Genomic DNA, 23,269 nt, shown 5'->3' on the forward strand with positions numbered 1-23,269 from the left:
GGCCACGGCGGCTTTCCTTTGGAGGCTGTCCTGATGGAGCCGACGGCAACTGTACCTTCTCCGGACCCTCGCCTCCTGGCTTGTCTGGCTGTGGTGGTGCAGGAAAGGGCGTCTGATCTATTCATCATGGCGGGTGCGCCACCCACGCTCAAGCGGCAGGGCGTGTTTGTGGCCATGGGGCAGCAGCAGCTGTCCGCCGACGATGTCAGGCAGATGGCGTATTCCATCCTCCGCGAAACGCAGCGGCAGGAGTTCGATGCCACCATGGAGTGCGACCTGTCCTTGCAGACCCCGGAGGGCGAGCGGTTTCGTGTGAATGTGCACCGGCAGCGTGGGCAGGTAGGCATGGTGATCCGCCATGTTATTGCCCAGATCCCCAGCCTGGCGGCGCTCGGCCTTCCGCCCGTGCTCCAGCAACTGGCGTTTCTCAAAGGGGGGCTGGTACTCACGGTAGGGTCGGCGGGTTCTGGCAAGACCACCACATTGGCAGCGCTGCTGGACCACCGCAATGCCCACACGGGCGGGCATATCCTGACGGTGGAAGACCCCATCGAATACCTTCATACCCACAAGAAGTCACTCGTGACACAGCGCGAGGTGGGGCTCGATACGCTGTCCTATGACGAGGCCCTGCGTCGCGCGATGCGGGAAGCGCCGAACGTGATCATGATTGGTGAAATCCGCGACCGGGCCACCATGCAGCACGCGCTGCACTATGCCGAGTCCGGCCACCTGTGTGTTTCCACACTGCATGCCAACAATGCGAACCAGGCGGTGCAGCGCATTGTGAATTTCTTCCCCGAAGACGCCCACCGCCAATTGCTCATGGACCTGTCCCTCAACCTGCGCGCTGTCGTAGCGCAGCGCCTGGTGGCGGGGCTGGCGGGTGGCCTGGTGCCTGCCACCGAAATCATGCTGCTCACGCCCTATGTGGCCGAGCTGATCCAGAAGGGGCAGATCGACGAACTCAAGACCGCCATTACCCGCAGCGCAGAGCAAGGCATGTGGAGCTTCGACCAATCCTTGCTGGCCATGGTCGAGTCCGGTGCCATATCGCCCGAAGAAGCGATTGCCAATGCCGATAACCGCACCGATGTGCGGCTGCGCCTTCGGCTGGCGGCGGGGGCGCCGCTGGGGGGCGAGGGCATGCAGATGAGCCCGGATGAGCCCGCTGGGCCCGACAGCGTTCCACCGCCTGCCACCCGCCGGTGAGTGCGGGGATCAGACCGCAGCAGACTTTACGACCGCATACCGCTCCAGGGTGCGGTGCCGCGCTGCGTCGTGCTCCACCACCGGCAGCGGGTAGGTATCCCCCAGCCGCACTCCCGCATCCTGCAACTCCAGCGGGCGCGCCAGCCAGGGCGCGTGCAACGCCTTGGTAGGCAAACTCGCCAGCTGCGGCAGATAGCGGCGGATGAACTTACCCTCGGGGTCGAACTTTTCACTCTGGCTCACGGGGTTGAAGATGCGGAAATAGGGCTGGGCATCGCACCCGCTGGAGCTGGCCCACTGCCAGCCACCGTTGTTGGCGGCCAGATCGAAGTCATTGAGGTGCGTGGCGAAGTAGGCTTCGCCCCAGCGCCAGTCGATGCCCAGATCCTTGACCAGGAAGCTCGCCACCACCATGCGCAAGCGGTTGTGCATGTAGCCCGTCTGGTTGATCTGCGCCATGGCCGCATCCACCAGCGGGTAGCCCGTGCGCCCCTCACACCAGGCGGCAAACAGGGTGTTGGCCTCGGGGCCTGATTCCCACTGGATCGCGTCATACGCGGGCTTGAAACTGTGGCCCACCACATGGGGATGGTGGTGCAGGATCTGAAAGTAGAAGTCCCGCCAGATCAGCTCGCTGAGCCAGGTGGCGGCGCCTGGGTTGCCTTGCAGCATCAGCCCGTGCGCGGTGCGTGCCAGCAGGCGCGGCGAGATGGTGCCAAAACGCAGGTGCACGCTGAGGTAACTGGGCCCTTTGACAGCTGGAAAGTTGCGCGTGTCCTCGTACCGCTCGATGCGGCCCAGGAAGTCGTTGAACAGCCGCTGCGCGCCGCTGGCGCCCGTGGGCAGATTGAGCTGCGATAGGGCCGTGGCCTCAAAACCCAGGCGTGCCAGGGTGGGCACCGCCTGGCAGTGCGCCTGCGGGCGCGGTGCCAACCGGTGTGCATGGCGCTCCACGGGGTAGCCGGTGAGTTGAAACGCATCCACCTTCTTGAGCCAGGCGTTCTTGTACGGTGTGAACACGCTGTACGGATTGCCGGTCTGCGTCAGCACCTCGCTGCGTTCCAGAATGGTGTGGTCCTTGAAGGTGTGAAATGCCCTTCCGGCAGCGGCCAACCGTGTGCGCACCAGTCGGTCGCGTTCCAGGGCCTGGGGCTCGTCATCGTGGTTGGCAAACACGGCCTGCACGCCCAGGGCGTTGGCCAGTTCTGGAATGGCATCACTGGCCACTGCATGCAGCACGATGAGGCCACCCTGTTCATGCCCGGAAAGCGTTCGCAGCGTTTCATCCAGCTCCACGAGCGACTCGCGGATGAACTCCACCCGCCGGTCAGCCCGGGGCAGGGCGTCGATGATCTCGCGGTCAAAAACAAAGGCGCAGTGCACCTCCTGGCATTGAGTCAGTGCGCGGTAAAGAGCGGCCTGATCGTTCGCGCGCAGGTCGCGGCGGAACCAGACCAGACCGCTGGGGTACGAGGGCTCGGAGGAGGGGGCCATGTTCACCGTTAAAATTGCCGAATGTCTTTCGATTCTGCGCCCATCAACCTGACGCATCACTTCCTGATTGCGATGCCCGGTCTGGAAGATGAGTCTTTCTCGCGCAGCGTCGTTTACCTGTGCGAGCACAGCGAACGCGGTGCACTCGGCCTCATCATCAACAAGCCTTCTGACATCACCCTCAAAGGCCTTTTTGACAAGGTAGACCTGTCCCTGCGGCGCGAAGATCTCACCCAGGAACCTGTTTTCCAAGGCGGCCCGGTGCAGACCGAGCGCGGTTTTGTGTTGCATGAGCCCATGCTCATGGACAAGGCAGAAACCGATGAATCGGCATATGCCTCCACCATGACCATCCCCGGCGGGCTGGAGATGACCACCTCCAAGGACGTGCTCGAAGCGCTGTCCACGGGCGCAGGCCCGCGCCGCGTGCTCATCACGCTGGGGTATTCGTCCTGGGGTGAGGGCCAGCTTGAATCGGAGCTGGCCGAGAACGCCTGGCTCACCGTGGCGGCCGATCTGTCCGTGATCTTCGACACCCCTGTGCCCGAGCGCTACGACCGGGCCCTTTCGCTGCTGGGCCTCAAGGCCTGGATGTTGTCGCCCGAGGCGGGGCACGCATGACCGGCCTGCCCGTTCAGCCCGCCGTTCCTGCGCATTTCCAGACCTTTCTTGCTTTCGATTTTGGCCTCAAGCGCACGGGGGTCGCCACGGGCAACCGCATGTTGCGCAGCGCCACGCCGCAGGCCACCATCAAGGCCGAGGGCGACGCCCGTTTTGTGCAGGTGGCGCAGCGCATCAAGGAGTGGCAGCCCGACGCCATCGTGATCGGCGTGCCCTACCACCCTGATGGCGCGAGCCATGAGAACACTGAACGCGCGCTCAAGTTCGGCCGCCAGCTGCGCGGCCGCTTTGGTTTGCAGGTGTTCGAGGTGGACGAGCGTTACAGCACCACCGAAGCCATCGCAGGTGGCGCCAAGGATGCCGACGCCGCTTCGGCCTGCATCATCCTGGAACAGTTTTTGAGGAATCTCCCATGACCACCCCCTCCCCCGGAGTGTCCGGCAGCCTGGTGCTTGATGCCGAGGCGCTGTACCGCGAACTGCTGCGCGGAGTGCGCAGCATGCTGACCCCCACCACGCGCCTGGCGGGCATTGCCTCGGGCGGTGCCTGGCTGGCCGAGCGCCTGCAAAAAGACCTGGGCCTCGAAGGCCCCGCCGGTGTGCTCTCGTCGGTGATGCACCGCGACGACTTCGCCCAGCGCGGTCTGTCGGCCAGCGCGCAGACGGCGCTGCCGTTTGATGTGAACGGTGCCGATGTGCTAGTGCTCGACGACGTGCTCTACACCGGCCGCACCATCCGCGCCGTGCTCAACGAGCTGTTCGACTACGGCCGCCCCGCCAGCGTGCGCCTGGCCGTGCTGGTGGACCGGGGCGGGCGCGAGCTGCCCGTGCAGGCCGACTTTGCCGCCGCGCGTGTGGCCCTGCCTGCCGCCCAGTCGCTGGCCCTGGCGCGTGACGACAGCGGCATCTTCCAATTCCAAGTCAAAGAGGCCTGACCGTGCTGCACAAGCGCAACCCCCAACTCAACGGCAACGGCGAACTCATCCACCTGCTGTCCATCGAAGGCCTGCCGCGCGACATCGTCACGCACATCCTCGACACGGCGGCCAACTTCGTGAGCGTGAACGACCGCGAAGTGAAGAAGGTGCCCCTCCTGCGCGGCAAGAGCGTGTTCAACCTGTTTTTCGAGAACAGCACGCGCACCCGCACCACCTTCGAGATCGCGGCCAAGCGCCTGTCGGCCGACGTGCTCAACCTCGACATCGCGCGCAGCTCGGCCAGCAAAGGCGAATCGCTGCTCGACACCATCGCCAACCTGTCGGCCATGGCGGCGGATTTGTTCGTGGTGCGGCACAGCGAATCCGGCGCGCCGTACCTCATTGCCCAGCACGTGGCGCCCCATGTGCACGTGATCAACGCAGGCGATGGCCGCCACGCCCACCCCACGCAGGGGCTGCTGGACATGTACACCATCCGCCACTACAAGAAGGACTTCAGCAACCTCACTGTGGCCATCGTGGGCGACGTGCTGCACTCGCGCGTGGCGCGTTCTGACATCCACGGCCTCACCACGCTGGGCTGCGCCGAAGTGCGCGTGGTGGGCCCGCGCACGCTGGTGCCCAGCGACATGGCGCAAATGGGTGTGCGCGTGTGCCACACGCTCGAAGAAGGCATCAAGGACGCCGACGTGGTCATCATGCTGCGCTTGCAGAACGAGCGCATGAGCGGTGCCCTGCTGCCGTCGAGCCAGGAGTATTTCAAGAGCTTCGGCCTCACGCAGGAGAAGCTGCAACTGGCCAAGCCCGACGCCATCGTCATGCACCCCGGCCCCATCAACCGGGGCGTGGAGATCGACTCCGCCGTGGTCGATGGCAAGCAGAGCGTGATCCTGCCGCAGGTGACTTTCGGTATTGCGGTCCGTATGGCTGTCATGTCCATCGTTGCTGGTAACGAAGCATGACGCTTGGAATGAATACTCCTGTTTTCATAGCTGCTAGCGCATATCCAATAAGCGCTAGCAGCCAATTTGGCTTGAAATCATGAAGATACTGATCCAGAACGGCCGTGTGATCGATCCCGCTTCGGGGCTTGACCAGACCTGCGACATCGCGCTGGCGGCAGGCCGCATCGTGAGCGTCAACCGCGTGCCCCCCGACTTTGCGCCCAACCGCACCATCAATGCTGCTGGCTGCATCGTGTTGCCCGGCCTGGTGGACCTGGCGGCGCGCCTTCGCGAGCCCGGCCACGAGCATGAAGGCATGCTCGAATCAGAAATGGCCGCCGCGGTGGCCGGCGGCGTGACCAGCCTGGTCTGCCCGCCCGACACCGACCCCGTGCTTGACGAGCCCGGCCTGGTCGAGATGCTCAAGTTCCGCGCCGAAAAGCTGCACCAGGCGCGTCTGTTCCCTCTGGGGGCCCTCACGCGCAACTTGGCCGGCGAGGTGCTGACCGAGATGGCCGAGCTGACCGAATCCGGCTGCGTGGGCTTTGGCCAGGCCGAGGTGCCGCTGGCCAGCACCCAGGTGCTGCAGCGCGCGCTGCAATACGCCGCCACCTTTGGCTACACCGTGTGGCTGCGCCCGCAGGAGATGCACCTGGGCAAGGGCGTGGCCGCCAGCGGCCCGCTGGCCACGCGCCTGGGCCTCTCGGGCGTGCCCGTGGCGGCCGAGACGATTGCGCTGCACACCATTTTTGAACTGCTCAAGACCACGGGAGCCCGTGTGCACCTGTGCCGCATCAGCAGCGCCGCAGGTGTCGAGTTGCTGCGCCGCGCCAAGGCCGAGGGCCTCAAGGTGACGGCCGATGTCAGCATCAACTCGCTGCACCTCACTGACGTGGACATCGGCTTCTTCGACAGCCGCGCCCGCCTGTCGCCCCCGCTGCGCCAGCAGCGCGACCGCGATGCGCTGAACGCTGCGCTGGCCGACGGCACCATCGACGCTCTGGTGTCTGACCACACGCCGGTCGATGAAGACGCCAAGACCTTGCCATTCGCCGAAGCCGAGCCCGGCGCCACGGGGCTGGAGCTGCTGCTGTCGCTCGCGCTCAAGTGGTCGCAGGACAGCGGTGTGCCCCTGCAGCGTGCGCTCGCCACCGTCACGTCCGAACCCGCGCGCGTGCTCGGCAGCGCCCTGGGCACACTGCAGGCCAGCGTCGGCCAGATCGTGGAAGGTGGCGTGGGCGACCTGTGCATCTTTGACCCGCAGGCGGCGTGGACGGTGCAGGACGACGCATTGCGCAGCCAGGGCAAACACACCCCGTTCTCGGGCTACGAACTGCCTGGCTGTGTGCGCATGACCCTCGTCGGTGGCCAGGTGGCTTTTGACCGGGGTTGATGTAGTGCGACGCTGCGAGGCCCTGCGGTGAAGTCTTTGCGTGCCTGCTGGCGCCTGCTGCGCCTGCTGGGCCACATTGTCAAAGGGCTCGCCATCGTGGCGTTGCGTTTTCCAGCGCTCTCGCCGGACCAGCAGCATGCCCGGGTGCAGGTGTGGTCGCTGCAGCTGCTGGCGCACCTTGGCATCAGCCTGCGCATCTTGGGTCAGCCCCCGCTCACCGGCCCGGTGATGCTGGTGGCCAACCACATCTCGTGGCTTGATATCCCGGTGATGCACGCGGCGCGGCATTGCCGCTTTGTCTCCAAGTCCGACGTACAGGGCTGGCCGCTGATCGGCACCCTGGCCACGGCCGCAGGCACGCTCTACATCGAGCGCAGCTCGCGCCGTGATGCGCTGCGCATGGTCCGGTCGATGCAGGAGGCGCTGGAGCGGGGCGAGGTGCTGGCCGTGTTCCCTGAGGGCACCACGGGCGATGGGCGCGAGATGCTGCCTTTTCACGCCAATTTGCTGCAAGCCGCTGTGGTGGCGCAGGCTCCGGTGCAGCCCGTGGGCCTGCGTTTTGCCGACAAGGCCACGGGTGCCACCAGTTTTGCGCCCAGCTACATCGGCGACGAAACCCTGGTGGGCTCCATCTGGCGCACGCTGTGCGCCCCGCCCATCGAGGCTGTGGTGCATTACGGCCCCCCCGAGCTGGCGGGCGAGCGCGACCGCCGTACCTGGACGCAGCACCTGCACGATACGGTTGATCAGTTGCGCAAAGCCTGAGCTGGCGCTCTGGGGGCAGGGGGTGGTTTCCGTGGGCAAAAGCGTGCATATTCCACGTTTGCAGCCGCGCGGTCTGCACATCCGATCTCTATTGCACGCAATTTCCCGTATCGTCCGCGTCTTTCGCCTGCAAGCGCTTGCAAATGCGTGGGCAGGCTCACCCACACTGCCGGGAGGGCACCATGAACCTGATTGAGCGCGCCAAGAGCATTCTTCTGCAACCCAAGGACACCTGGGTCACCATTGAGGCCGAGAGCACCGACGCCGCCACTCTGTACACCCGCTACGCCATGATTTTGGCCGCCATTCCGGCAGTCTGCGGTTTCATTGGCATGTCGCTGATCGGTTTTGGGGGCTTTGGCGTCACCATCCGCGTGCCCTTTGTCTCGGGGCTGGTGAACATGGTGGTGTCGTATGTGCTCAGCCTCGTGGGCATCTTCGTGCTCGGGCTCATCATCGATGCGCTGGCCTCCACCTTTGGTGGCCAGAAAAACTCCATCCAGGCCCTGAAGGTGGCGGTGTATGCCAGCACGGCGGCCATGCTGGGCGGGGTGTTCAGCCTGCTGCCTGCACTATCCGTGCTGGGCCTGCTGGCGGCTTTGTACTCCATCTACCTGCTCTACACCGGCCTGCCGGTGCTCATGAAAAACGCCCCCGACAAGTCGGTGGTCTACACCGTGGTGGTCATCATCGCGGCCATTGTGATGGGGGTGGTCATCGGCGCCGTCAGTGCGCTCTTTCTGCCCCGTGGCGGAGCGATGTTTGGCGGGGCCGACGCGCCCGCCATCACGATGAATACGCCGGGCGGCAAGGTGTCCATCGACACCGCCGGCCTGGAGGCCGCAGGCAAGAAGATGGAAGAGGCCGCCCGCAAGATGGAAGAAGCGCAAAAGAGCCAGGACCCCGCCGCCATTGCCGCTGCTGCTGGTGATGCCGCCAAGGCCGCCGCAGGTGCGCTGGGGGGTGGCCAGGCCATTGCGGCGCAATCGCTCAAGGCGGCACTGCCCGAGAAGCTCGCCGGCCTGCCGCGCACGGGCTTTGATTTGCAGGACGGTGCCGCCCTGGGCCTGCCCACCAGCCAGGCCAGTGCGCAGTACGGCAGCGATGACAAGCAGGTGCGCCTGGAGATCGTGGACATCGGTGGCCTGGGGCAGATGGCGGTCATGGCCATGGGCATGGCCCAGGGCGAAAAAGAAGACCCAACGAGCGCCGAGAAGACTTGGCAGGAGGGTGGCCGCACCCTGCACCAGCGCTATGAAAAGGACGGCAGCCATGCCGAGTTCAAGACCATCCTGAAAAATGGCCTGGTGGTCAGCATTGAGGGCGACAACATCGGCGTGAAGGATCTGCGGGGCTTCATGTCGCAGGTGGATCTCAATGCCCTGGAAAGCCTGCAGCGCAAGGGCAAATCCTGAAGACTGCAGTGCGCCGTGGTGCCATGGGGTATCAAAAATAATAGCAACCAGCGCTTTGTGGATAAGCGCTAGAGCCTATTTTGGCTTAGATGGTGGTTCCCCGTTCGCGGGGGAACGTCACCACATGGTCCACCTGGGCGCGGATGCCTATCCACTCTCCCAAGGCGTGGTCATGGTGGCTCGGCACATGCGCCAGCACCGTGTGGCCGCTGGCCAGGCGCAGCGTATACAAAAACTCCGAACCCCGGAACGACTTGCGCACGATCTGCGCCTGCACGGGGGCATGGTCGTCGTGCACGATGTCGTCCGCACGCAGCAGCACATCACATTCGCCACCGGGGTAGCTGCTGGGCAGGGGGCATTCTTCCAGGTCGGTCAGCTCGCCCAGCGGCGTCTGCGCCACCACGTTGTTGCCGCGCTGCAGCAGCGTGGCAGGGGCGAACACGCCGTGGCCAATGAAGTCGGCCACAAACCGTGTGGCGGGGCGGTGGTACAGCGTGTACGCATCGTCCCACTGGTGCAGATGGCCTTCGTGCATCACGCCGATCACGTCGCCAATGGCAAAGGCCTCGAACTGGTCGTGCGTCACAAACAGGGCGGTGGCGCCAGCGGCTTTCAGAATGCCGCGCACCTCGTGGGCCAGGCGCTCGCGCAGGTCCACGTCCAGGTTCGAAAAAGGCTCGTCCAGCAGCATGAGCTGCGGGCGTGGTGCCAAGGCCCGAGCCAGGGCCACACGCTGCTGCTGCCCGCCAGAAAGCTCGTGCGGAAAGCGGTTCTCGCTGCCCTCCAGCCCCACCAGTTGCAGCACCTCTGCCACGCGCGCGGCCTGCTCGGCACGGGGTAACTGGTGGATGCCAAACGCCACGTTGCGGCCTACCGACAGGTGCGGGAACAGCGCGTAGTCCTGGAACACCATGCCAATGCGCCGCAGCTCGGGCGGCACGCTGAGCGTGGCGCTGCTGACCACACTTTTGGTCAGGCGGATCTCGCCGCCCGTCACGGGCTCCAGCCCTGCCACAGCGCGCAGCAGTGTCGTTTTGCCGCAGCCCGAGGGGCCGATCAACACACCGATATCGCCTGCATGCAGGCCCAGCGTGACGCCTTCCACCGCCGCGTTGGGGCGGCCTGCGTAGCGCACTTCGAGTTGGGAGACCTCTAGAAACATCGCTTGATTCTAGGCGGGCAGGGACGAATGCTTAAAATTCGCATTTGCATTCCTGATCGTTGCCCGGCCTGAGCCTGCCAGCGGGTGTGCGCTTTCTTACTTTGCCGAGCCACTCGCCTTGCGCCGCACGCCTTTTTCTGCCTTTCGCACCATCCCTTTGATCCTGTTCGCGGGGTTTCTGGCGCTGCCCGTGCTGGCCGTGCTGGCATCCTGGTTGCCCGTGGGGCAGGGCGATGCGCAGGCGGGCGCCATCCTGCGCGAGATGGCGGCCACCGTGTTGCCCGGCTATGTGTGGACCACCTTGTGGCTGAGCGTGCTGGTGGCCCTGGGCGCGGCCATTGTGGGCACAGGCACGGCAGCCGCGGTGACGCTGTTTGATTTCCCGGGCCGCCGCACGTTTGAATGGCTACTGCTGCTGCCTCTGGCCATGCCCGCGTATGTCACCGCGTATGCCTACACCGACTTTCTGCAGTTCAGCGGCCCGCTGCAGGTGGGCCTGCGCAACACCTTTGGCCTGGAAGGCCGCCTGCTGCCCGAGGTGCGCAGCCTGGGCGGCGCGGTGTGGGTGTTCATCTTTTCGCTGTACCCCTATGTGTACCTGCTGGCGCGCACGGCGCTGGGCGAGCGTGCCGCGCACCTCATGGAGGCCGCGCGCCTGCTGGGCGCTCCGCTGTCGCGCCGCATCCGCGCCGTGGCGCTGCCTCTGGCACGCCCGGCAGTCGCTGCAGGCGTTGCGCTGGTGCTGATGGAAACGCTGGCTGACTTTGGCGTGGCCAGCTACTTCGGGATCCAGACCTTCACCACCGGTATCTACAAGGCCTGGCTGTCGATGGACAACCGCCTGGCCGCCGCGCAGCTGGCCACCATGCTGCTGGTGGTGGTGATGGCGCTGCTGCACCTGGAACATCGCGCGCAAAAGCGCATGCGTTTCGCCACGGGCGGCGGGCGCGCAGGCTCGGCCGAGGCACAGCCCCTGGCGCTGCGCGGCGCACGTCGCTGGGCCGCCTGGGTGGTATGCGCGGTACCGGTGGTGATGGGTTTTGTGGCGCCAGTTCTCTTCATGCTGCGCCCGCTGGCGGCCGACTGGTCGGTGCTGCCGTGGGAGCGTTTCATGGAATGGGCCTGGCACAGCGTGCGCCTGGGGGGCATCACCGCCGTGCTGGCCGTGGTCATCGCCCTGGCGCTGGCATTTGCAGTGCGCCGCCGGCCCGACGCCATCACACGCGGCGTGGTGCAACTGGCCAGCGTGGGCTACGCCGTGCCAGGTGCCGTCATTGTGGTGGGCCTGCTGCTGCCCGTGGGGTGGCTGCAGGCGGCCATGCCGCAGTGGGGCGTGGGCGCGCTGGTCACGGCCACGGCGTTGGGCATCGTATGGGCGTACCTGGTGCGGTTCTGCGCGGTGGCGCTGCAGTCCATTCAGAGCGGTTACGCGCGAATTCCCCCCAGCCTGGATGATTCTGCCCGCATGCTGGGCATGGGCAGCGTGGGCCTGATGGCGCGCGTGCATGGGCCGCTGCTCAAGCGGTCTACCGCTGCTGCCGCGCTGCTGGTGTTTGTGGACGTGATGAAGGAGCTGCCCGCCACCATGGTGCTGCGCCCCTTCAACAGCGACACCCTGGCCGTGGTGGCCTACCAGCTGGCGCGCGACGAGCGGCTGGGTGAGGCGGCGTTGCCGTCTCTGGCGCTGGTGGCCGTGGGGTTGGTGCCCGTGATCCTGCTTAGCCGGACGCTGCGCAGCAAAGGGTGAGCGGCTGAGTTGCGGTACTGAATGGGTGGGTGCGCCCGCCCAAGGGCATGGTCCTCCAGCGTAGAAAACAAGCTGCCATGTGGTAGCTTTTTTACAGCCCAAGGAGAAGGCGCAGCGGCAGGCACCTCTGACACCCTACCGAGGGTGCCCCGCAGTCTTTGGTACAGCCACCATGGGAGCGCACGCAGTTGCCGCAATGCCTGCATGAACGCGTCAAGGAACAGTCGGCGATTTCGCTCTACCTTCAGGAGCGGATTCAGCCAGCAGATGTACCTGGTGCGGTGTCACCCCCAGCAGATATTCTCGGTCCCCGTGCCGGACCAGGGCCACTCTCTCTCGCCCGCCAAGAGATATTTGCTGCACGACCTGGAGCACGGCTTTACCACTTCGATTCCGCGCGATGCCGGTGCGCTGCAGCACCTTCAGAAGTATCCAGGCCAGGGCCAGCACGAATGCCAGTGCCAATACGGTACCCAGCACTCCGGCCAGTGGGGCTGCGGGCGCGTCAGCTACGCCATATGTCGCAGTATTCGGGAGCACCACGCTGGCAGTGGTCTGGGGGCTCGTCACCTCGACCAATTGGGCAGGGGCAGTGCCTTCATAAGGCTGTGCGGTGTCTGTATGTGAATGCTTGTTCATGATGCAGTGTCAGTGGCCGCTCTGGATCGCCACCGTCTGGGAACATAGCGGGCAAAGCGGTTGGTTCTCCAGCCCCCGGGGGTGGCGGCTGCGCCCGCTGCGTCATGGGCCGTAGAGGGCGGGTACCGGGTCAGGTCTTCACCAGGAGCGGGGCGTCGAGGACGGTGCGGTTCTGACTCTGTGGAAGACTTCGCATGCGAGGTCTGCGAGGCACGTTCGAGTTCATAGCGCACATCTTGCGCCCACAGGATTACGGTCGCGATGATGTCGAACAGCTCCGCAGGAACGACGTCGCCGGGCTCTGTGTCGGCCAGCAATTGACGGGCGATTTCGATGTTGCGCAGTACGGGAACGCCGGCCTCCTGCGCGGCGGTTCTCATGGCCAGAGCATCATCGTCCTGTGCCTTGGCAATGACCGTGGGCACCGGGCATCGGTCGCGATGGTAGTCGATGGCAATCGCGACATGGGTGGGATTGACCACCAGCACATGGGCACTGGCTGCCGCCTTGTTGGCGCCTTGCTGAGCCCACTCCTGCTGCAGCTGCTTGCGATGGCCCTTGAGATGCGGGTCGCCTTCGGCGTCCTTCATTTCCTGGCGTATGTCGCGCATGCTCATGCGCATCTTCTTCATGAAGCTGTAGCGTTGCCATGCCAGGTCCAGCGCCGACACCAGGAGAAACGCGCCCGTGACCCATGCCAGCAGCGTCCAGCTGGCTTGCCAGAGAGCCGATCCCACGGCCTCTGGCTTCGCGCGGGCAAGCAGTGGCAGATCGGGCAGCAAGTCCTTCAGCGCAATCCAGGCAATGACGGCCACGAGCACGGTCTTGAGCAGTGACTTGAGCAGCTCGACCAGGTTGTCCAGCGAGAACATGCGTTTGAGGCCGCTGGCGGGGTTCAGGTGTTCTGCCTTGGGCCAGATTTTCTCCATCGTCAGCACAGGGCCGGTCTGCAGAAACTCCACCAGGACGCCGACCACCGCAACGGGTACCACCACCAGCCCCACCAGCAACAGCAACGTGCGCAGCGCTTGCCACCCCAGTTGGGCGAGTGCCTCAGGAAAAGGGACCTGCAATCCCCACAGGCTCAGTTCAATCAGTGACGTCATCTGCTGCCCCACCATCGGCAAGGCCACAGTGGCTAGCAGCAGCACGGTCAGCAATGTTGCTGTCGCTGTCAGGTCCTTGCTCTTGGAAACCTCGCCCTTTTTCCGAGCGTCCTGAAGCTTCTTGGGTGTCGGCTTTTCTGTCTTGTCGCCACTGTCGTCTTGGCCGGCCATGGGCGGAGAGTCCTGTTGGAAATCGGGTGGGGCCGCAGGCCGTGCAGGCCCTGGGCTCAAGGCGCTGCAGCATCACGGGGAAGCTTGGCAGCGGTGCACAAAACTGAAGTGTCGGGCAGTGCGCCAACGGTCACATGAATGTTGAAACAGGATGCAAGCGAAAGCACGTGCCAGCAATGGGCGTGCGTTGCATCTGTGTTTCGTTGCTGACAAATGGATACGTGAAGCAGCACTTTTTGCCACAAATTCGAAAGGCTGAGCGGAAACACTAGCTCTACCTTGTTGCGTTCGTGTCTGAGTCTGCTTCTAAAAGCGAAAGTCTGTTTGTGCGTTCCCCATCGTCTCATCGTGTTCATCTGCTTGCCCGACGTTTGTTGGTTCGGCCCTTGGCGAGGCTCCCTGGGATGTGGTTCCTCATGGGGACTTGCGGACTGGGCCTTGGGGGGCTGACCCACGCTGCACTTGGACCTGCGGTCTTGGCGCCAGCGCCGACAGCCGCATGTGCCGTCGGGTGGGATCAGTTGTTGACACCCGCGCAACGGGACGCCGAAGCGCTTGTTCGCGGTTGCCAAGTGTCTGCCGCCAAATCCAGCAAACCAGTTCTGGCTGCGCAGATGGGGTTGTATAGCCACACCTCGTCGCGTCTGTTGCCTGTCGGTGCAGGCGCCCGCACAGCGCAGCCTGCCATGACCGGCAAGCTCCCGCCCCGCACAGCCATGCCATCGCGCAGCGCCGACGCCCAGCCCTTGCGAACCAGCAGCCCCGTCGGGCTGGCACCTTTGGTAGACCGCACCGCGCAGGAGCACGACATCGACCCGTTGCTGCTGCACTCCATCGCTCGCGTGGAGTCCCGTCACCAGCCCGATGCCATCTCGCATGCAGGAGCCCGAGGCTTGATGCAGGTGATCCCCCCGACCGCGCGCCGTTTTGGCGTGGAGGGCGCAGAGCAACTGCACGACCCGCAGACGAACCTGCGGGTGAGCGCCCGGTACCTCAAAACCTTGCAGCAGCGATTTGGCAATGACCTGGAGTTGGTGCTTGCCGCCTACAACGCCGGTGAGGGCGCCGTAGAAAAGCACGGACGCAAAATCCCACCCTACCGCGAGACTCAGGACTACGTCCGCAAAGTGCTTGCCGAATACGTGCTGCTGCGCGGGGTCAGCGCCAGGCAAGCGGGCCATGCCTTCACAGGGAAAGACTCGCTGTGAATTTGGCTAGCTATTTCCGGTCGGCCGCGCGTGCCGACCGCAGTGGTGGCGGGCTCGCGCGGTACACCGACATCGCCTTGGTGGCTGGCATCGTGGCCATCATCGCGCTCATGATCGTGCCGCTGCCGACCTGGGCCCTTGACACCCTCGTGGCCGTCAACATCTCGGGCGGTGTTTTGCTGCTGCTGCTGGCCATCTATGTGGCCAATCCGCTCGAATTTTCCGTGTTCCCCAGCGTCCTGCTGATCAGCACGCTTTTTCGGCTGGCGCTGTCGATCGCGACAACCCGCATGATTCTTCTGCACGGCGAAGCTGGCCACATCATTGACACGTTTGGGAACATGGTGGCGGGCGGCAATCTCGTGGTGGGCCTGGTGGTGTTTCTCATCATTACCGTGGTGCAGTTCATCGTCATTGCCAAAGGCTCGGAGCGCGTGGCTGAAGTCGCCGCGCGTTTCTCGCTGGATGCCATGCCTGGCAAACAGATGTCCATCGACTCGGACCTTCGCTCAGGCCTGATCGACAAGGACGAGGCCCGGCGTCGCCGTCGCCAACTGGAAAGCGAAAGCAAGCTCAACGGCAGCCTTGACGGCGCCATGAAGTTTGTCAAAGGCGATGCCATCGCGGGCATCATCATCATCATCATTAATCTGCTGGGAGGGCTGGCCGTGGGGGTGCTCCAGCAGGGAATGCCCATGTCGGCAGCGGCCATCAAGTACTGCATCCTTGCCATTGGTGATGGCATGGTGACGCAGATCCCCGCATTGCTGGGGGCCATGTCCGCAGGTCTGCTGGTGACGCGCACTACAGACGATGAGCATGACAAACATCTGGGCGACGCCATTGGTAGACAACTGACGGCCAAGCCCCGCGTGTTGCTGGTGGCCGGTGGCCTGAGTTTTCTTTTCGCGGCCGTGCCTGGCTTTCCCGCGGTGGTCTTTGGTCTGCTGGGTCTTGTGTTCTTTGGGGTTGGGGCCATGCTGACGCCCGCGTGGCGGGAGCGCTGGGAACGCTGGATCGGGCCGAAGCTGGTGGCTGTGCGCCGCAAGCCCGCGCACGCCCCCGAGTTGATGTTCACCGATGCCATCCCGGTGCGTCCCAACGTGCCCCTCCTACTTGAGTTGCCTGCCGGGCACCTGCGCGGCGAAGACAGCCGTGACCTGCTGCACGGCCTTGAAGGCGTGCTCGACCATTTTCAGCTGCACCTGGGCCTGCGTTTGCCGCGCATCGATGTGCACATGGTGCCCGCGCCACCTGCTCAGACGCCGGCGCCAGCGGTGCCGGGGTCTAGCGCACTGGCCCTCGAACCAGCCGCGCCAGCGCCTGCTTGGCGCCTGATGGTGCACGAGGTGCCGGTTGCCCAGGGCGACATGGTGGCTGACGGTGTTGCGGCGGCACTGGCCGCGGCCGTGCGGGAAGCTCTCCGTCGCAACGCCGCGCTGTTCTTGGGCACGCAGGAAACCAACCTCTTGCTGACCCGTGCCAGCGCCGACCTGCCCGATGTGGTCAAGGAAACCCTTCGTGCTCTGCCTCTGGCACGGGTGGCTGAAATCCTGCGTCGCCTTGTGGAAGAAGAGGTGGCCATCCGCAACCTCCGCGACATCCTGGAGACCCTCGCCGATGCGGCCCAGCGGGAGAAAGATGTGTTCGCTCTGACGGAACTGGTCCGGATCGGACTCAAGCGCCAGCTGTGCTATCGCTACGCGCCGATCGGCCGCCTGGGCGCGCTGCTTATCGATCCCTCCGTCGAGGAGCTGCTGCGATCCGCTGTGCGGGTCAACGGCGGGGTGCAGCAGCTGGCGCTCGATCCTGCGCAAACCACGCAGTTGATTCAGAAATTCACGCAGGCCATCGCACATCACCGGCCAGCAGCCATCGTGACGGCGGTGGACATTCGCCGCCACGTACGCAAGTTGATCGAGATCGAGTGCTTTGACACTCCAGTGCTCAGTTACCACGAATTGGTTCCGACGCTGCACCTGGGCGTACTGGCCCATGTCGGAAAAGACGACGCCCCCATGTTACAGGGGGCGTCGTAGTAAGTCGGTCGGCAGTCGCCGACTGTTTTCAGGCGGAGTCTGTTCTTCAACAGCCTCGCCGATGAGCGTATGCGCTGATACCAACAATGAGTTCAAACAAGGGAGTGAGAATGGGAGTAGTAGCTAAGGGGAATTGGAGTCCGTTGCTGTCGGGGCCAAAGGCGGGCGCGTGGCGCGCCTGGGCGGCAGGCTGTGCGTTGGGTTGGGCGTTGTGCGCCACGGCGGTGCAGGCCTCGCCCATTCCTTTCGGGGAGAGACAGGTCGATATGACCGTGCGAGAGCAGCCGATTGCGGCGTTCTTGCAGGACTTCTTCGGGACCATGGATGTACCCGTGTCGGTAAGTTCTGGTGTCAAGGGCGCGGTCAACGGCGTGTTCCGAGGTACGGCCGAAAAAGTGTTTTCCAGCATCCAGCGCTCATTTGGGCTCATGGCCTACTACGACGGCGCCGTCGTGCATGTGTACACACCGGCAGAGGTCACGACACGCACCTTTGCCATGCGCCAGGGAGACGCTCGCCAGGTCATCAATACCGCGCGTGACATGAACATCATGGACTCGCGCAACACCCTGCGTGTGAGCCAGAGTGGTGGGCTCATCGCCAGCGGAAACCGACGGTTTGTAGACTTGGTCGGCGAACTGGCTTCAGGTCAGCAAAGCCAGTCCACCACGCTGGCTCCCGTGGGTTTCAAGGTGTACTACCTGAAATACGCATGGGCCCAGGATGTGAGTGCCCAGTACGGCGGCACCGTCACGGTCATCCCTGGTGTGGCAAGCATCCTGCGTTCTTTGCTGACAGCCCAGCGAGGTAACCCGTCACCGGCACTGACGCAGTATCGGGGCGCCTCTGAGCCGGGTCTGCGCGGCCAGGGGCTGGCTCGACAAGGCACGCTGGGAGCCGCTGGTGCCAACCCCATGCAGGCCTCTGCCGAAACCGTGCAGCAAGCCTGGGGCGGCCGACCTGGAGCCGTAGGAGGTGTGCAGGTGGCCACCGTGGACGCGGCGTTGCTGGAAGGCCTGGGCGCGGCTTCGGTCGCGAACCAGGCCCGTGTGGAGGCCGATACCCGTCTCAATGCAGTGATCGTGCGAGACCTCCCGGAGCGTCTGCCTTACTACGACGAGCTCATCAAGTCGCTGGACATTGAGCCCCAGGCCCTGGAGATCGAAGCCACCATCATCGACCTGAGCACCGACAAGTTGCGTGAGATGGGTATCAACTGGCGCCTGAGTGGCGACCGCTATTCCTTCCTGTTTGGCAATGGCACCGCCAGCGACACCAGTCTGCTGGGCAGCACGCCGGTTCAGAGCATTACGCCAGCAGGCGAGGGCGGATTCATGTCCCTGGTGCTGGGCGGGCGCAACAACTTTGTGGCGCGAATCAATGCATTGCAGAACAAGGGCGTAGCCCGCATTGTTTCGAGCCCCCAGGTCATGACGCTGTCCAACGTCGAGGCGCTCTTTGACACCAACAAGAGTTTCTACGTGCGCGTGGCAGGTCGAGAGCAAGTCGATCTTTACAAGGTGTCGGCAGGGACCTCCTTGCGTGTCACGCCCCATGTGTTCCAGGAAGGCTCAGACGTGCGCATCAAGCTGCTCGTCCAGATCGAAGACGGCGGCATCAATGGAGCCAGTCAGGTTGATTCGATCCCCATCGTCGAGCGTTCCTCCATCAATACCCAGGCGCTGATCGGCGCGGGCGAGAGCCTGCTAATTGGCGGCATGGTCAAGGAGTCCAGCAGCGAAGGGGTTTCCAAGGTTCCATTCCTGGGCGATATCCCCCTGGCGGGCGCGCTGTTCCGCTCGAACAACGATCAGCAAGAGCGGGTGGAACGCCTCTTCCTCATTTCGCCCCGCCTCATCCCTGCACGGCGCGCGACCAATGCATCAGCACCCACGGGGCCACTGCGGCCCGGTGGCGCCGTGGCTGCCCCACCCATGCCTGTACTGGAAGAGACCATAACGTCTACCCGCAACCCCGCGACGGGCGATCCCAGGCCTGGCGTAGCCCAGGGGTTGGGTGAGCAGGCGCCGTGAACGAATCGAGCGAACGAGGCCCGCATGTCCGGGCCGAGGAGTACCGTGGAATGAGCACAGAAACTTTGTACGAACTGCGCGTTCTCAGCGGCGAGCAGCGTGGCGCATCTTCTGTCATTCAGCCTGGGCAGACGCTGCGCATCGGACAGGACTGGATCAATGAAGTCGTGCTTCAGAAGGCCGAAGGCGTTGCTGTGTTGTCGTTTTCGCCCACAGGCATCTTGGTGTTGCAGGTGCAGCAGGGCGGCGGTGCCGTAGCCCACAGGACGCTGGAGGCAGGCGCGCGCGCAGAGCTGGGCTTGTACGAGCCGTTCACTGTCGGAGGGATCCGGCTTGCCGTGGGTCAGCTCGGTGCGCAGCAATGGGCGCCGCTATTCACCGACGCGGCACCAGACGGAGGTGCCACGTCGGCTACACCGCATGCGCAAGAGTCTGCTCCTGCTTCAGAAGCAGCCTCGGAGGCGCGTTCGCATGCTGGTATGGGTGCATCTGCTTCGCAGGCCTCCTCTGCCGCAGCTACGCCAGCAAAGGACCCTGCAGCCATGGCGGCAGGCCAGACGTCCCCTTTGCAGCGCTGGCGCTCGCGCCTGATGCTGGGCGGCACCGCGTTGGTGGGCGTTTCTGTGTGCACCCTCACCCTGGCCTGGGCCATGGGGCCTTCCACCCTGAGTCCGCAAGAGCACGCCGCGAACATCCGCCAGACCCTGTCGCACCTGGGGATGCCCACACTGAATGTCGAGTCCCGCAGCGGGCAGCTGTACGTGACCGGGCACTTGGAGTCCCAGGCTGAAAAGACCCGACTGGAAAAGGCGCTTGCAGACCGTTCGCCCGCCCGGCTCTCGGTATGGGTCAATGAGCAGGTGGCAGCCAGTGTGGCCGAGGTCTATCGACTCAACGGCATCGCTGCGCAAGTGGAAGCTGCTGGTGCGGGGGTGGTGCGGGTGCGCACGGCGGTGTCTGATACGCGGCAGCTTGAGCATGTTCAGGCGTTGGCTCGCCGTGATGTGCCGGGCTTGCAGCAGCTGGCCGCTGTCAACGAGGCTCCCCCTACGCCGCCTCCAGCTGCATCGGCCATCCACGATCCTAGCAAGCGTGTCGCTGCTATCGTGCCCGGAGAGCCTGCCTACCTCGTCACCGTGGACGGCACCCGTTACTTTGAGGGGGCCATGTTGCCCAGTGGGCACCGCATTGTGGCCATCCTGTCCGACAAGGTGCAGATGGAACGCGAGGGCGTGGCCAGCGTCCTGTCGTTCTGAAGCCCCGCATGAGCCGCTTCACCACCAGCGCATCTGGGCACCCAGGTGAGCCCACCGCACCACGTTTACCTCAAATCTTGAAACGTCACCGTGCCACATCGGTCCTCGGACCGACCCCTTGTTCAACCACCCCGCTGGCAATCACCGCCAGCACCACCTGCAAAGTAGGAGTCAGAGCATGAGCAATTCCATCAATCCGCTGGCAATGGTCGCCACCACTGGACTGAGCAGCTCCCAAAGCCGCAGCGGCAAAGGCGCTAGCTGGTTCGAGGTCATGGCCGATGCCTGGGGCAAGACCCTGGACGCCAAAGCGAGTGAAATCGAGGCCGCAGGGGATGCCCTGGCCGACGGCAACGATAAGCCTGCCCACATCACCCACATGACCATGCTGGCCCAACAAATGGGCTTCATGTCCAACAGTGCTCACACCTCCTTGCAATCGGTGGGCACGGCACTGGAAACCATGGCCCGCAAACAGTGATGTGGCGCTGACACCATGAACGCCACTACCACCATGGGCCTTTCGCTTTCGGGCGCAGACAGTGTCGGCGTCTCGGCGGGGCAGAGCTCCGTCCAGGCCGGCTATGGCATCTCATTGACCGACATGTCCGGCTTTCACGAGGCTATTGCGCGTGCAGAAGCGGGCGCGGGCAGCACGCTGCAGGCCCAGCCTGTGCAGGCAATGGGCGAGGGGATGCAGGCTCTCTTCAAGCCGCTCGAACACATCAACGCCGAGGCGGTCTCGCTGGAGGAGCATGCGCAAGCGGCCATGGCAGCGGGCAACGACATGACACCGGGTGAGATGGTCATGCTGACCGTCCGGGCGCACGAGTTTCTGTTCCACAGCCAGCTCACCGCCAATATCGCCAACCGCACCTCTGACGGGCTGCAACAATTGTTCCGCCAGCAGGCCTGACCGCCCGCCTTGACCGCTATATCGCATGAGACCGCTACTTTCTGCCAGAACGCACCTGCGCACTTGCCCCATTCCCGGGGCCAACGCCCGCAAGGCTAGGACACCCTCCTGGCCCGCGCGTGTCCTCGTCACGGTCACGCTGGCACTCCTGGCCGGATGCTCCCAGCAGGAGCTGTATGGCCAGTTGACCGAGCGCCAAGCCAACGAGATGGTGGCCGTGTTGCGCAATGCGGGCCTGCATGCAGAAAAAGCGGCCTCGCGCGACGGCAAGGCCTTTGTCGTCAGCACCCGGCCTGACGACTTTTCTCGCGCTGTAGAGATCTTGCACGCCGGAGGGTTCCCACGGGACTCCTTCGACACCCTAGGCCAGGTATTCAAGAAAGAGGGCTTCGTGTCATCGGCACTCGAAGAGCGGGCCCGCTTCACCCATGCCCTGTCGCAAGAGCTCTCGGCCACGCTTTCCAGCATTGACGGCGTGGTGCAGGCACGGGTGCATGTCTCTGTGCCCGAGAAGAATCCCCTGTCCGACAAGCCCCAGCACTCGACGGCCTCGGTGTTCATCAAACACCGCCCCGGGGTCGACCTGAGCCAGCAGACGGGCAAGATCAAAGCCCTCGTAGTCAACGCCATGGAGGGGCTGCCCTACGACAACGTCACTGTTGCCATGTTCCCCGCCGAACCTATTCCACCGGCGGCCCCGCCGTCATTCCTTGGCGGTTTGTGGGCGCAGTATGGCGGCATGGTCATGCTGGTGGCGGGGCTGCTTAGCCTCATAGCGGCCGCCGTGGCGGCCATGGCCTGGTGGCAGCGCCGCCCTGCAGCCGCGGCAGCCTTGGCCGAGACCGGGCTGGCATCCATGGTCGGCGCCGCAGTGGCACCGCTGCGCCGGGGCGCCGCCGTTGCGGTCGCATCCCCCGCGCAGCCCCGTGTCGGCAGCGAGTCCTGAGATGCAGCCCGTGGACCTGGGGGAAGACTCGGCGTTGACCCATGTGGCCGCGCAGCGGCGCGCGCGGGCAGCGCTTGCGCGGCAGTTGCAGGCCGAGCCATTGAGCTGGCAGCAGCTCATGTTGTGTCCTCTTTGGGTGGCCGATCCCGCGCCGGCCCGCGACGCCCTCAGTGCCCTGTCTGGCATCTACTGGCTCAAGGCGTCGCTGCGTGCCTGCATCGACGGGCGGCAACTCGCACCCCTGTCGCGCAGCGTTGGGGTCGGGCCCTTCCGTGCTGCCCTTGACGCTCCGGACACCCCGGAACTGCTGGCGCGGGCACCTCGGCCCCTGCTGCCGCCTGCCCACACGATCGTGTCGTACGTTCGTGCCTGGGGTCAGGCGATGCTGCTGTGGGGTTGCGTGCACGAACTCCAGGCGCGCCTTGCCCACCACCTTGGCTGGAGCGCCTCGCTGGCTTTGCTGCCCACGGTGGGCTCTCATCCGGCCTGGGCCCAGTCCGCGTTAGCGCAGGCACATGCGGCCGCACCAGCGCTGGCAGCACCCGCCAGTGTTACCCCGCAGACCGAGCCCGTAACCCCGTTGCCCACACCGTCATGAGTTACCTGCTCACCCTGCACCAAGACGCCACCCTGACCCTGGCCACCACGGAACGTACCGTGCCGGCGCAGCACGTTCAGGCGCTGGAGAGCGCTCTGGACCTAGCCGCTGCGCTGCAAACGCTTACCAGCAGTGCCCGTGACGCGGCTGCGCAGGCGCAGCAGGCGGCCTGCGAGCAAGGTCACCGCGACGGTTTTGCCGTTGGGCTGGCACAGGCCCACCAGGAAGCGTCGGGACAGCTTGCAGCAGCGCTGCAATCGCTGGCGCAACAGCACCAGCACCAGCGTGAAGAACTGCGCAGCGCCCTCGTCACGCTGGCCACTGCCATGGTGCGTTGCATGGCGTCGGCACTGGCGCCCGATCAAGTGGTGACCGCCCTGGCGCTGCAGGCTTTTGAGCAGGTAGTGCCTCCTCAGCCCGTGCGCCTGCGCCTGCCCGCAGAGCTGGTCGAGCCTGTGCGCGCACAACTTGCCACGCGCGAATTGCCCATGCCCGTGCAATGCCTCGCCGACACAGAACTCCACGGACTGGACTGTGTGGTGGAGTCCCAGGCTGGTGCGTTGCTGGCCGGGCTCGACACCGTCCTGGCAAGTGCTGCGCAGCGGATTGAAACCTCCCAGCGCCAGATGGCGGCCCCCGAAGCCAGGGCCGCCTGAGCGCGCCA

Annotated in this window: 22 protein-coding genes; 18 read left to right on the forward strand and 4 right to left on the reverse strand. The window is 64.8% G+C overall.

Annotated elements, in window-relative coordinates:
- Positions 1-33 precede the first annotated feature (33 nt).
- A complete protein-coding gene (locus KW832_RS24090; protein ID WP_218301745.1) occupies positions 34-1,212 on the forward strand; it encodes a PilT/PilU family type 4a pilus ATPase in 1,179 nt (392 codons plus the stop codon).
- Positions 1,213-1,221: 9 nt separating this feature from the next.
- On the opposite strand, the gene KW832_RS24095 is transcribed toward KW832_RS24090, so the two are convergent.
- Positions 1,222-2,706, reverse strand: coding sequence for a deoxyribodipyrimidine photo-lyase (locus KW832_RS24095; protein ID WP_218301746.1), 1,485 nt, complete (start codon positions 2,704-2,706; stop codon positions 1,222-1,224).
- A gap of 21 nt (positions 2,707-2,727) precedes the next feature.
- On the opposite strand from KW832_RS24095, the gene KW832_RS24100 reads away from it, so the two are divergent.
- From KW832_RS24100 to KW832_RS24130, 7 genes are all read left to right on the forward strand, one after another.
- Entirely contained in the window at positions 2,728-3,327 is a 600-nt protein-coding gene (locus KW832_RS24100) for a YqgE/AlgH family protein (RefSeq protein WP_055393353.1), read from the forward strand.
- Positions 3,324-3,743 carry a Holliday junction resolvase RuvX gene (ruvX, locus tag KW832_RS24105; protein WP_055393351.1) on the forward strand — a complete coding sequence of 140 codons (420 nt, stop codon included), beginning with the start codon at positions 3,324-3,326 and terminating at the stop codon, positions 3,741-3,743. The genes KW832_RS24100 and ruvX overlap by 4 nt, the downstream gene beginning before the upstream one ends.
- On the forward strand, positions 3,740-4,261 hold the full coding sequence (pyrR, locus tag KW832_RS24110; RefSeq protein ID WP_055393349.1) for a bifunctional pyr operon transcriptional regulator/uracil phosphoribosyltransferase PyrR: 522 nt from the start codon (positions 3,740-3,742) through the stop codon (positions 4,259-4,261). The genes ruvX and pyrR overlap by 4 nt, the downstream gene beginning before the upstream one ends.
- A 2-nt stretch (positions 4,262-4,263) precedes the next feature.
- Positions 4,264-5,226 (forward strand): aspartate carbamoyltransferase catalytic subunit, encoded by a 963-nt coding sequence (locus KW832_RS24115; RefSeq protein ID WP_008903259.1) that lies wholly within the window; start codon positions 4,264-4,266, stop codon positions 5,224-5,226.
- A gap of 79 nt (positions 5,227-5,305) precedes the next feature.
- Complete coding sequence (locus tag KW832_RS24120; RefSeq protein ID WP_218301747.1) at positions 5,306-6,601, forward strand: dihydroorotase; 1,296 nt, start codon at positions 5,306-5,308, stop codon at positions 6,599-6,601.
- A 27-nt stretch (positions 6,602-6,628) separates the two neighbouring features.
- Complete coding sequence (locus KW832_RS24125; RefSeq protein ID WP_121505518.1) at positions 6,629-7,366, forward strand: 1-acyl-sn-glycerol-3-phosphate acyltransferase; 738 nt, start codon at positions 6,629-6,631, stop codon at positions 7,364-7,366.
- 182 nt (positions 7,367-7,548) lie between these two features.
- On the forward strand, positions 7,549-8,781 hold the full coding sequence (locus KW832_RS24130) for a Yip1 family protein (protein WP_218301748.1): 1,233 nt from the start codon (positions 7,549-7,551) through the stop codon (positions 8,779-8,781).
- 85 nt (positions 8,782-8,866) lie between these two features.
- Here KW832_RS24130 and KW832_RS24135 read toward each other — a convergent pair whose 3' ends face one another.
- Positions 8,867-9,946, reverse strand: a complete 1,080-nt coding sequence (locus KW832_RS24135; protein ID WP_218301749.1) for an ABC transporter ATP-binding protein — start codon at positions 9,944-9,946, stop codon at positions 8,867-8,869.
- A gap of 118 nt (positions 9,947-10,064) precedes the next feature.
- Between KW832_RS24135 and KW832_RS24140 the strand changes: the two genes are divergently transcribed.
- Positions 10,065-11,693 (forward strand): iron ABC transporter permease, encoded by a 1,629-nt coding sequence (locus tag KW832_RS24140; RefSeq protein ID WP_218301750.1) that lies wholly within the window; start codon positions 10,065-10,067, stop codon positions 11,691-11,693.
- Positions 11,694-11,906: 213 nt separating this feature from the next.
- Here the strand turns inward: KW832_RS24140 and fliO are convergent, their stop codons facing one another.
- Complete coding sequence (gene fliO / locus KW832_RS24145; RefSeq protein ID WP_218301751.1) at positions 11,907-12,332, reverse strand: flagellar biosynthetic protein FliO; 426 nt, start codon at positions 12,330-12,332, stop codon at positions 11,907-11,909.
- Complete coding sequence (gene sctU / locus KW832_RS24150) at positions 12,329-13,609, reverse strand: type III secretion system export apparatus subunit SctU (RefSeq protein WP_218301752.1); 1,281 nt, start codon at positions 13,607-13,609, stop codon at positions 12,329-12,331. Before sctU ends, fliO begins: the two co-directional genes overlap by 4 nt.
- 686 nt (positions 13,610-14,295) lie before the next feature.
- Between sctU and KW832_RS24155 the strand changes: the two genes are divergently transcribed.
- The 9 genes from KW832_RS24155 (at position 14,296) to KW832_RS24195 (ending at position 23,261) form a co-directional block, all read left to right on the forward strand.
- A complete protein-coding gene (locus KW832_RS24155; RefSeq protein ID WP_218301753.1) occupies positions 14,296-14,817 on the forward strand; it encodes a lytic transglycosylase domain-containing protein in 522 nt (173 codons plus the stop codon).
- Positions 14,814-16,856, forward strand: a complete 2,043-nt coding sequence (locus KW832_RS24160; protein WP_370628782.1) for an FHIPEP family type III secretion protein — start codon at positions 14,814-14,816, stop codon at positions 16,854-16,856. Before KW832_RS24155 ends, KW832_RS24160 begins: the two co-directional genes overlap by 4 nt.
- Before the next feature lie 266 nt (positions 16,857-17,122).
- On the forward strand, positions 17,123-18,889 hold the full coding sequence (gene sctC / locus KW832_RS24165; protein ID WP_218301754.1) for a type III secretion system outer membrane ring subunit SctC: 1,767 nt from the start codon (positions 17,123-17,125) through the stop codon (positions 18,887-18,889).
- Positions 18,890-18,939: 50 nt separating this feature from the next.
- The gene (locus KW832_RS24170) at positions 18,940-20,145 is read left to right on the forward strand and encodes a hypothetical protein (RefSeq protein WP_218301755.1); all 1,206 of its coding nucleotides are present in this window, start codon (positions 18,940-18,942) and stop codon (positions 20,143-20,145) included.
- Positions 20,146-20,323: 178 nt separating this feature from the next.
- Positions 20,324-20,626 (forward strand): hypothetical protein, encoded by a 303-nt coding sequence (locus KW832_RS24175; RefSeq protein ID WP_121421082.1) that lies wholly within the window; start codon positions 20,324-20,326, stop codon positions 20,624-20,626.
- Positions 20,627-20,641: 15 nt separating this feature from the next.
- Positions 20,642-21,061 (forward strand): hypothetical protein, encoded by a 420-nt coding sequence (locus KW832_RS24180; RefSeq protein WP_255577931.1) that lies wholly within the window; start codon positions 20,642-20,644, stop codon positions 21,059-21,061.
- Positions 21,062-21,086: 25 nt separating this feature from the next.
- Positions 21,087-22,007 (forward strand): type III secretion system inner membrane ring lipoprotein SctJ, encoded by a 921-nt coding sequence (gene sctJ / locus KW832_RS24185; protein WP_218301756.1) that lies wholly within the window; start codon positions 21,087-21,089, stop codon positions 22,005-22,007.
- A 1-nt stretch (position 22,008) separates the two neighbouring features.
- Positions 22,009-22,605 carry a hypothetical protein gene (locus tag KW832_RS24190; RefSeq protein ID WP_218301757.1) on the forward strand — a complete coding sequence of 199 codons (597 nt, stop codon included), beginning with the start codon at positions 22,009-22,011 and terminating at the stop codon, positions 22,603-22,605.
- On the forward strand, positions 22,602-23,261 hold the full coding sequence (locus KW832_RS24195) for a FliH/SctL family protein (RefSeq protein ID WP_218301758.1): 660 nt from the start codon (positions 22,602-22,604) through the stop codon (positions 23,259-23,261). Before KW832_RS24190 ends, KW832_RS24195 begins: the two co-directional genes overlap by 4 nt.
- The last annotated feature ends 8 nt before the right edge of the window (positions 23,262-23,269 follow it).

This window comes from Acidovorax sp. sif0632, assembly GCF_019218805.1.
In the GTDB taxonomy this organism is placed as follows: domain Bacteria; phylum Pseudomonadota; class Gammaproteobacteria; order Burkholderiales; family Burkholderiaceae_C; genus Acidovorax; species Acidovorax facilis.

Excerpts from the sequence above, each read along its gene's own strand:
- KW832_RS24170 (WP_218301755.1), top strand. The coding sequence starts at position 18,940 with ATGAGCACAGAAACTTTGTACGAACTGCGCGTTCTCAGCGGCGAGCAG.
- KW832_RS24175 (WP_121421082.1), top strand. The coding sequence starts at position 20,324 with ATGAGCAATTCCATCAATCCGCTGGCAATGGTCGCCACCACTGGACTG.
- pyrR (WP_055393349.1), top strand. The coding sequence starts at position 3,740 with ATGACCACCCCCTCCCCCGGAGTGTCCGGCAGCCTGGTGCTTGATGCC.
- KW832_RS24095 (WP_218301746.1), bottom strand. The coding sequence starts at position 2,706 with ATGGCCCCCTCCTCCGAGCCCTCGTACCCCAGCGGTCTGGTCTGGTTC.
- sctJ (WP_218301756.1), top strand. The coding sequence starts at position 21,087 with ATGAGACCGCTACTTTCTGCCAGAACGCACCTGCGCACTTGCCCCATT.
- KW832_RS24195 (WP_218301758.1), top strand. The coding sequence starts at position 22,602 with ATGAGTTACCTGCTCACCCTGCACCAAGACGCCACCCTGACCCTGGCC.
- KW832_RS24155 (WP_218301753.1), top strand. The coding sequence starts at position 14,296 with ATGACCGGCAAGCTCCCGCCCCGCACAGCCATGCCATCGCGCAGCGCC.
- KW832_RS24180 (WP_255577931.1), top strand. The coding sequence starts at position 20,642 with ATGAACGCCACTACCACCATGGGCCTTTCGCTTTCGGGCGCAGACAGT.
- sctC (WP_218301754.1), top strand. The coding sequence starts at position 17,123 with ATGACCGTGCGAGAGCAGCCGATTGCGGCGTTCTTGCAGGACTTCTTC.
- KW832_RS24090 (WP_218301745.1), top strand. The coding sequence starts at position 34 with ATGGAGCCGACGGCAACTGTACCTTCTCCGGACCCTCGCCTCCTGGCT.
- KW832_RS24135 (WP_218301749.1), bottom strand. The coding sequence starts at position 9,946 with ATGTTTCTAGAGGTCTCCCAACTCGAAGTGCGCTACGCAGGCCGCCCC.
- KW832_RS24120 (WP_218301747.1), top strand. The coding sequence starts at position 5,306 with ATGAAGATACTGATCCAGAACGGCCGTGTGATCGATCCCGCTTCGGGG.
- sctU (WP_218301752.1), bottom strand. The coding sequence starts at position 13,609 with ATGGCCGGCCAAGACGACAGTGGCGACAAGACAGAAAAGCCGACACCC.
- KW832_RS24130 (WP_218301748.1), top strand. The coding sequence starts at position 7,549 with ATGAACCTGATTGAGCGCGCCAAGAGCATTCTTCTGCAACCCAAGGAC.
- fliO (WP_218301751.1), bottom strand. The coding sequence starts at position 12,332 with ATGAACAAGCATTCACATACAGACACCGCACAGCCTTATGAAGGCACT.
- KW832_RS24190 (WP_218301757.1), top strand. The coding sequence starts at position 22,009 with ATGCAGCCCGTGGACCTGGGGGAAGACTCGGCGTTGACCCATGTGGCC.
- ruvX (WP_055393351.1), top strand. The coding sequence starts at position 3,324 with ATGACCGGCCTGCCCGTTCAGCCCGCCGTTCCTGCGCATTTCCAGACC.
- KW832_RS24100 (WP_055393353.1), top strand. The coding sequence starts at position 2,728 with ATGTCTTTCGATTCTGCGCCCATCAACCTGACGCATCACTTCCTGATT.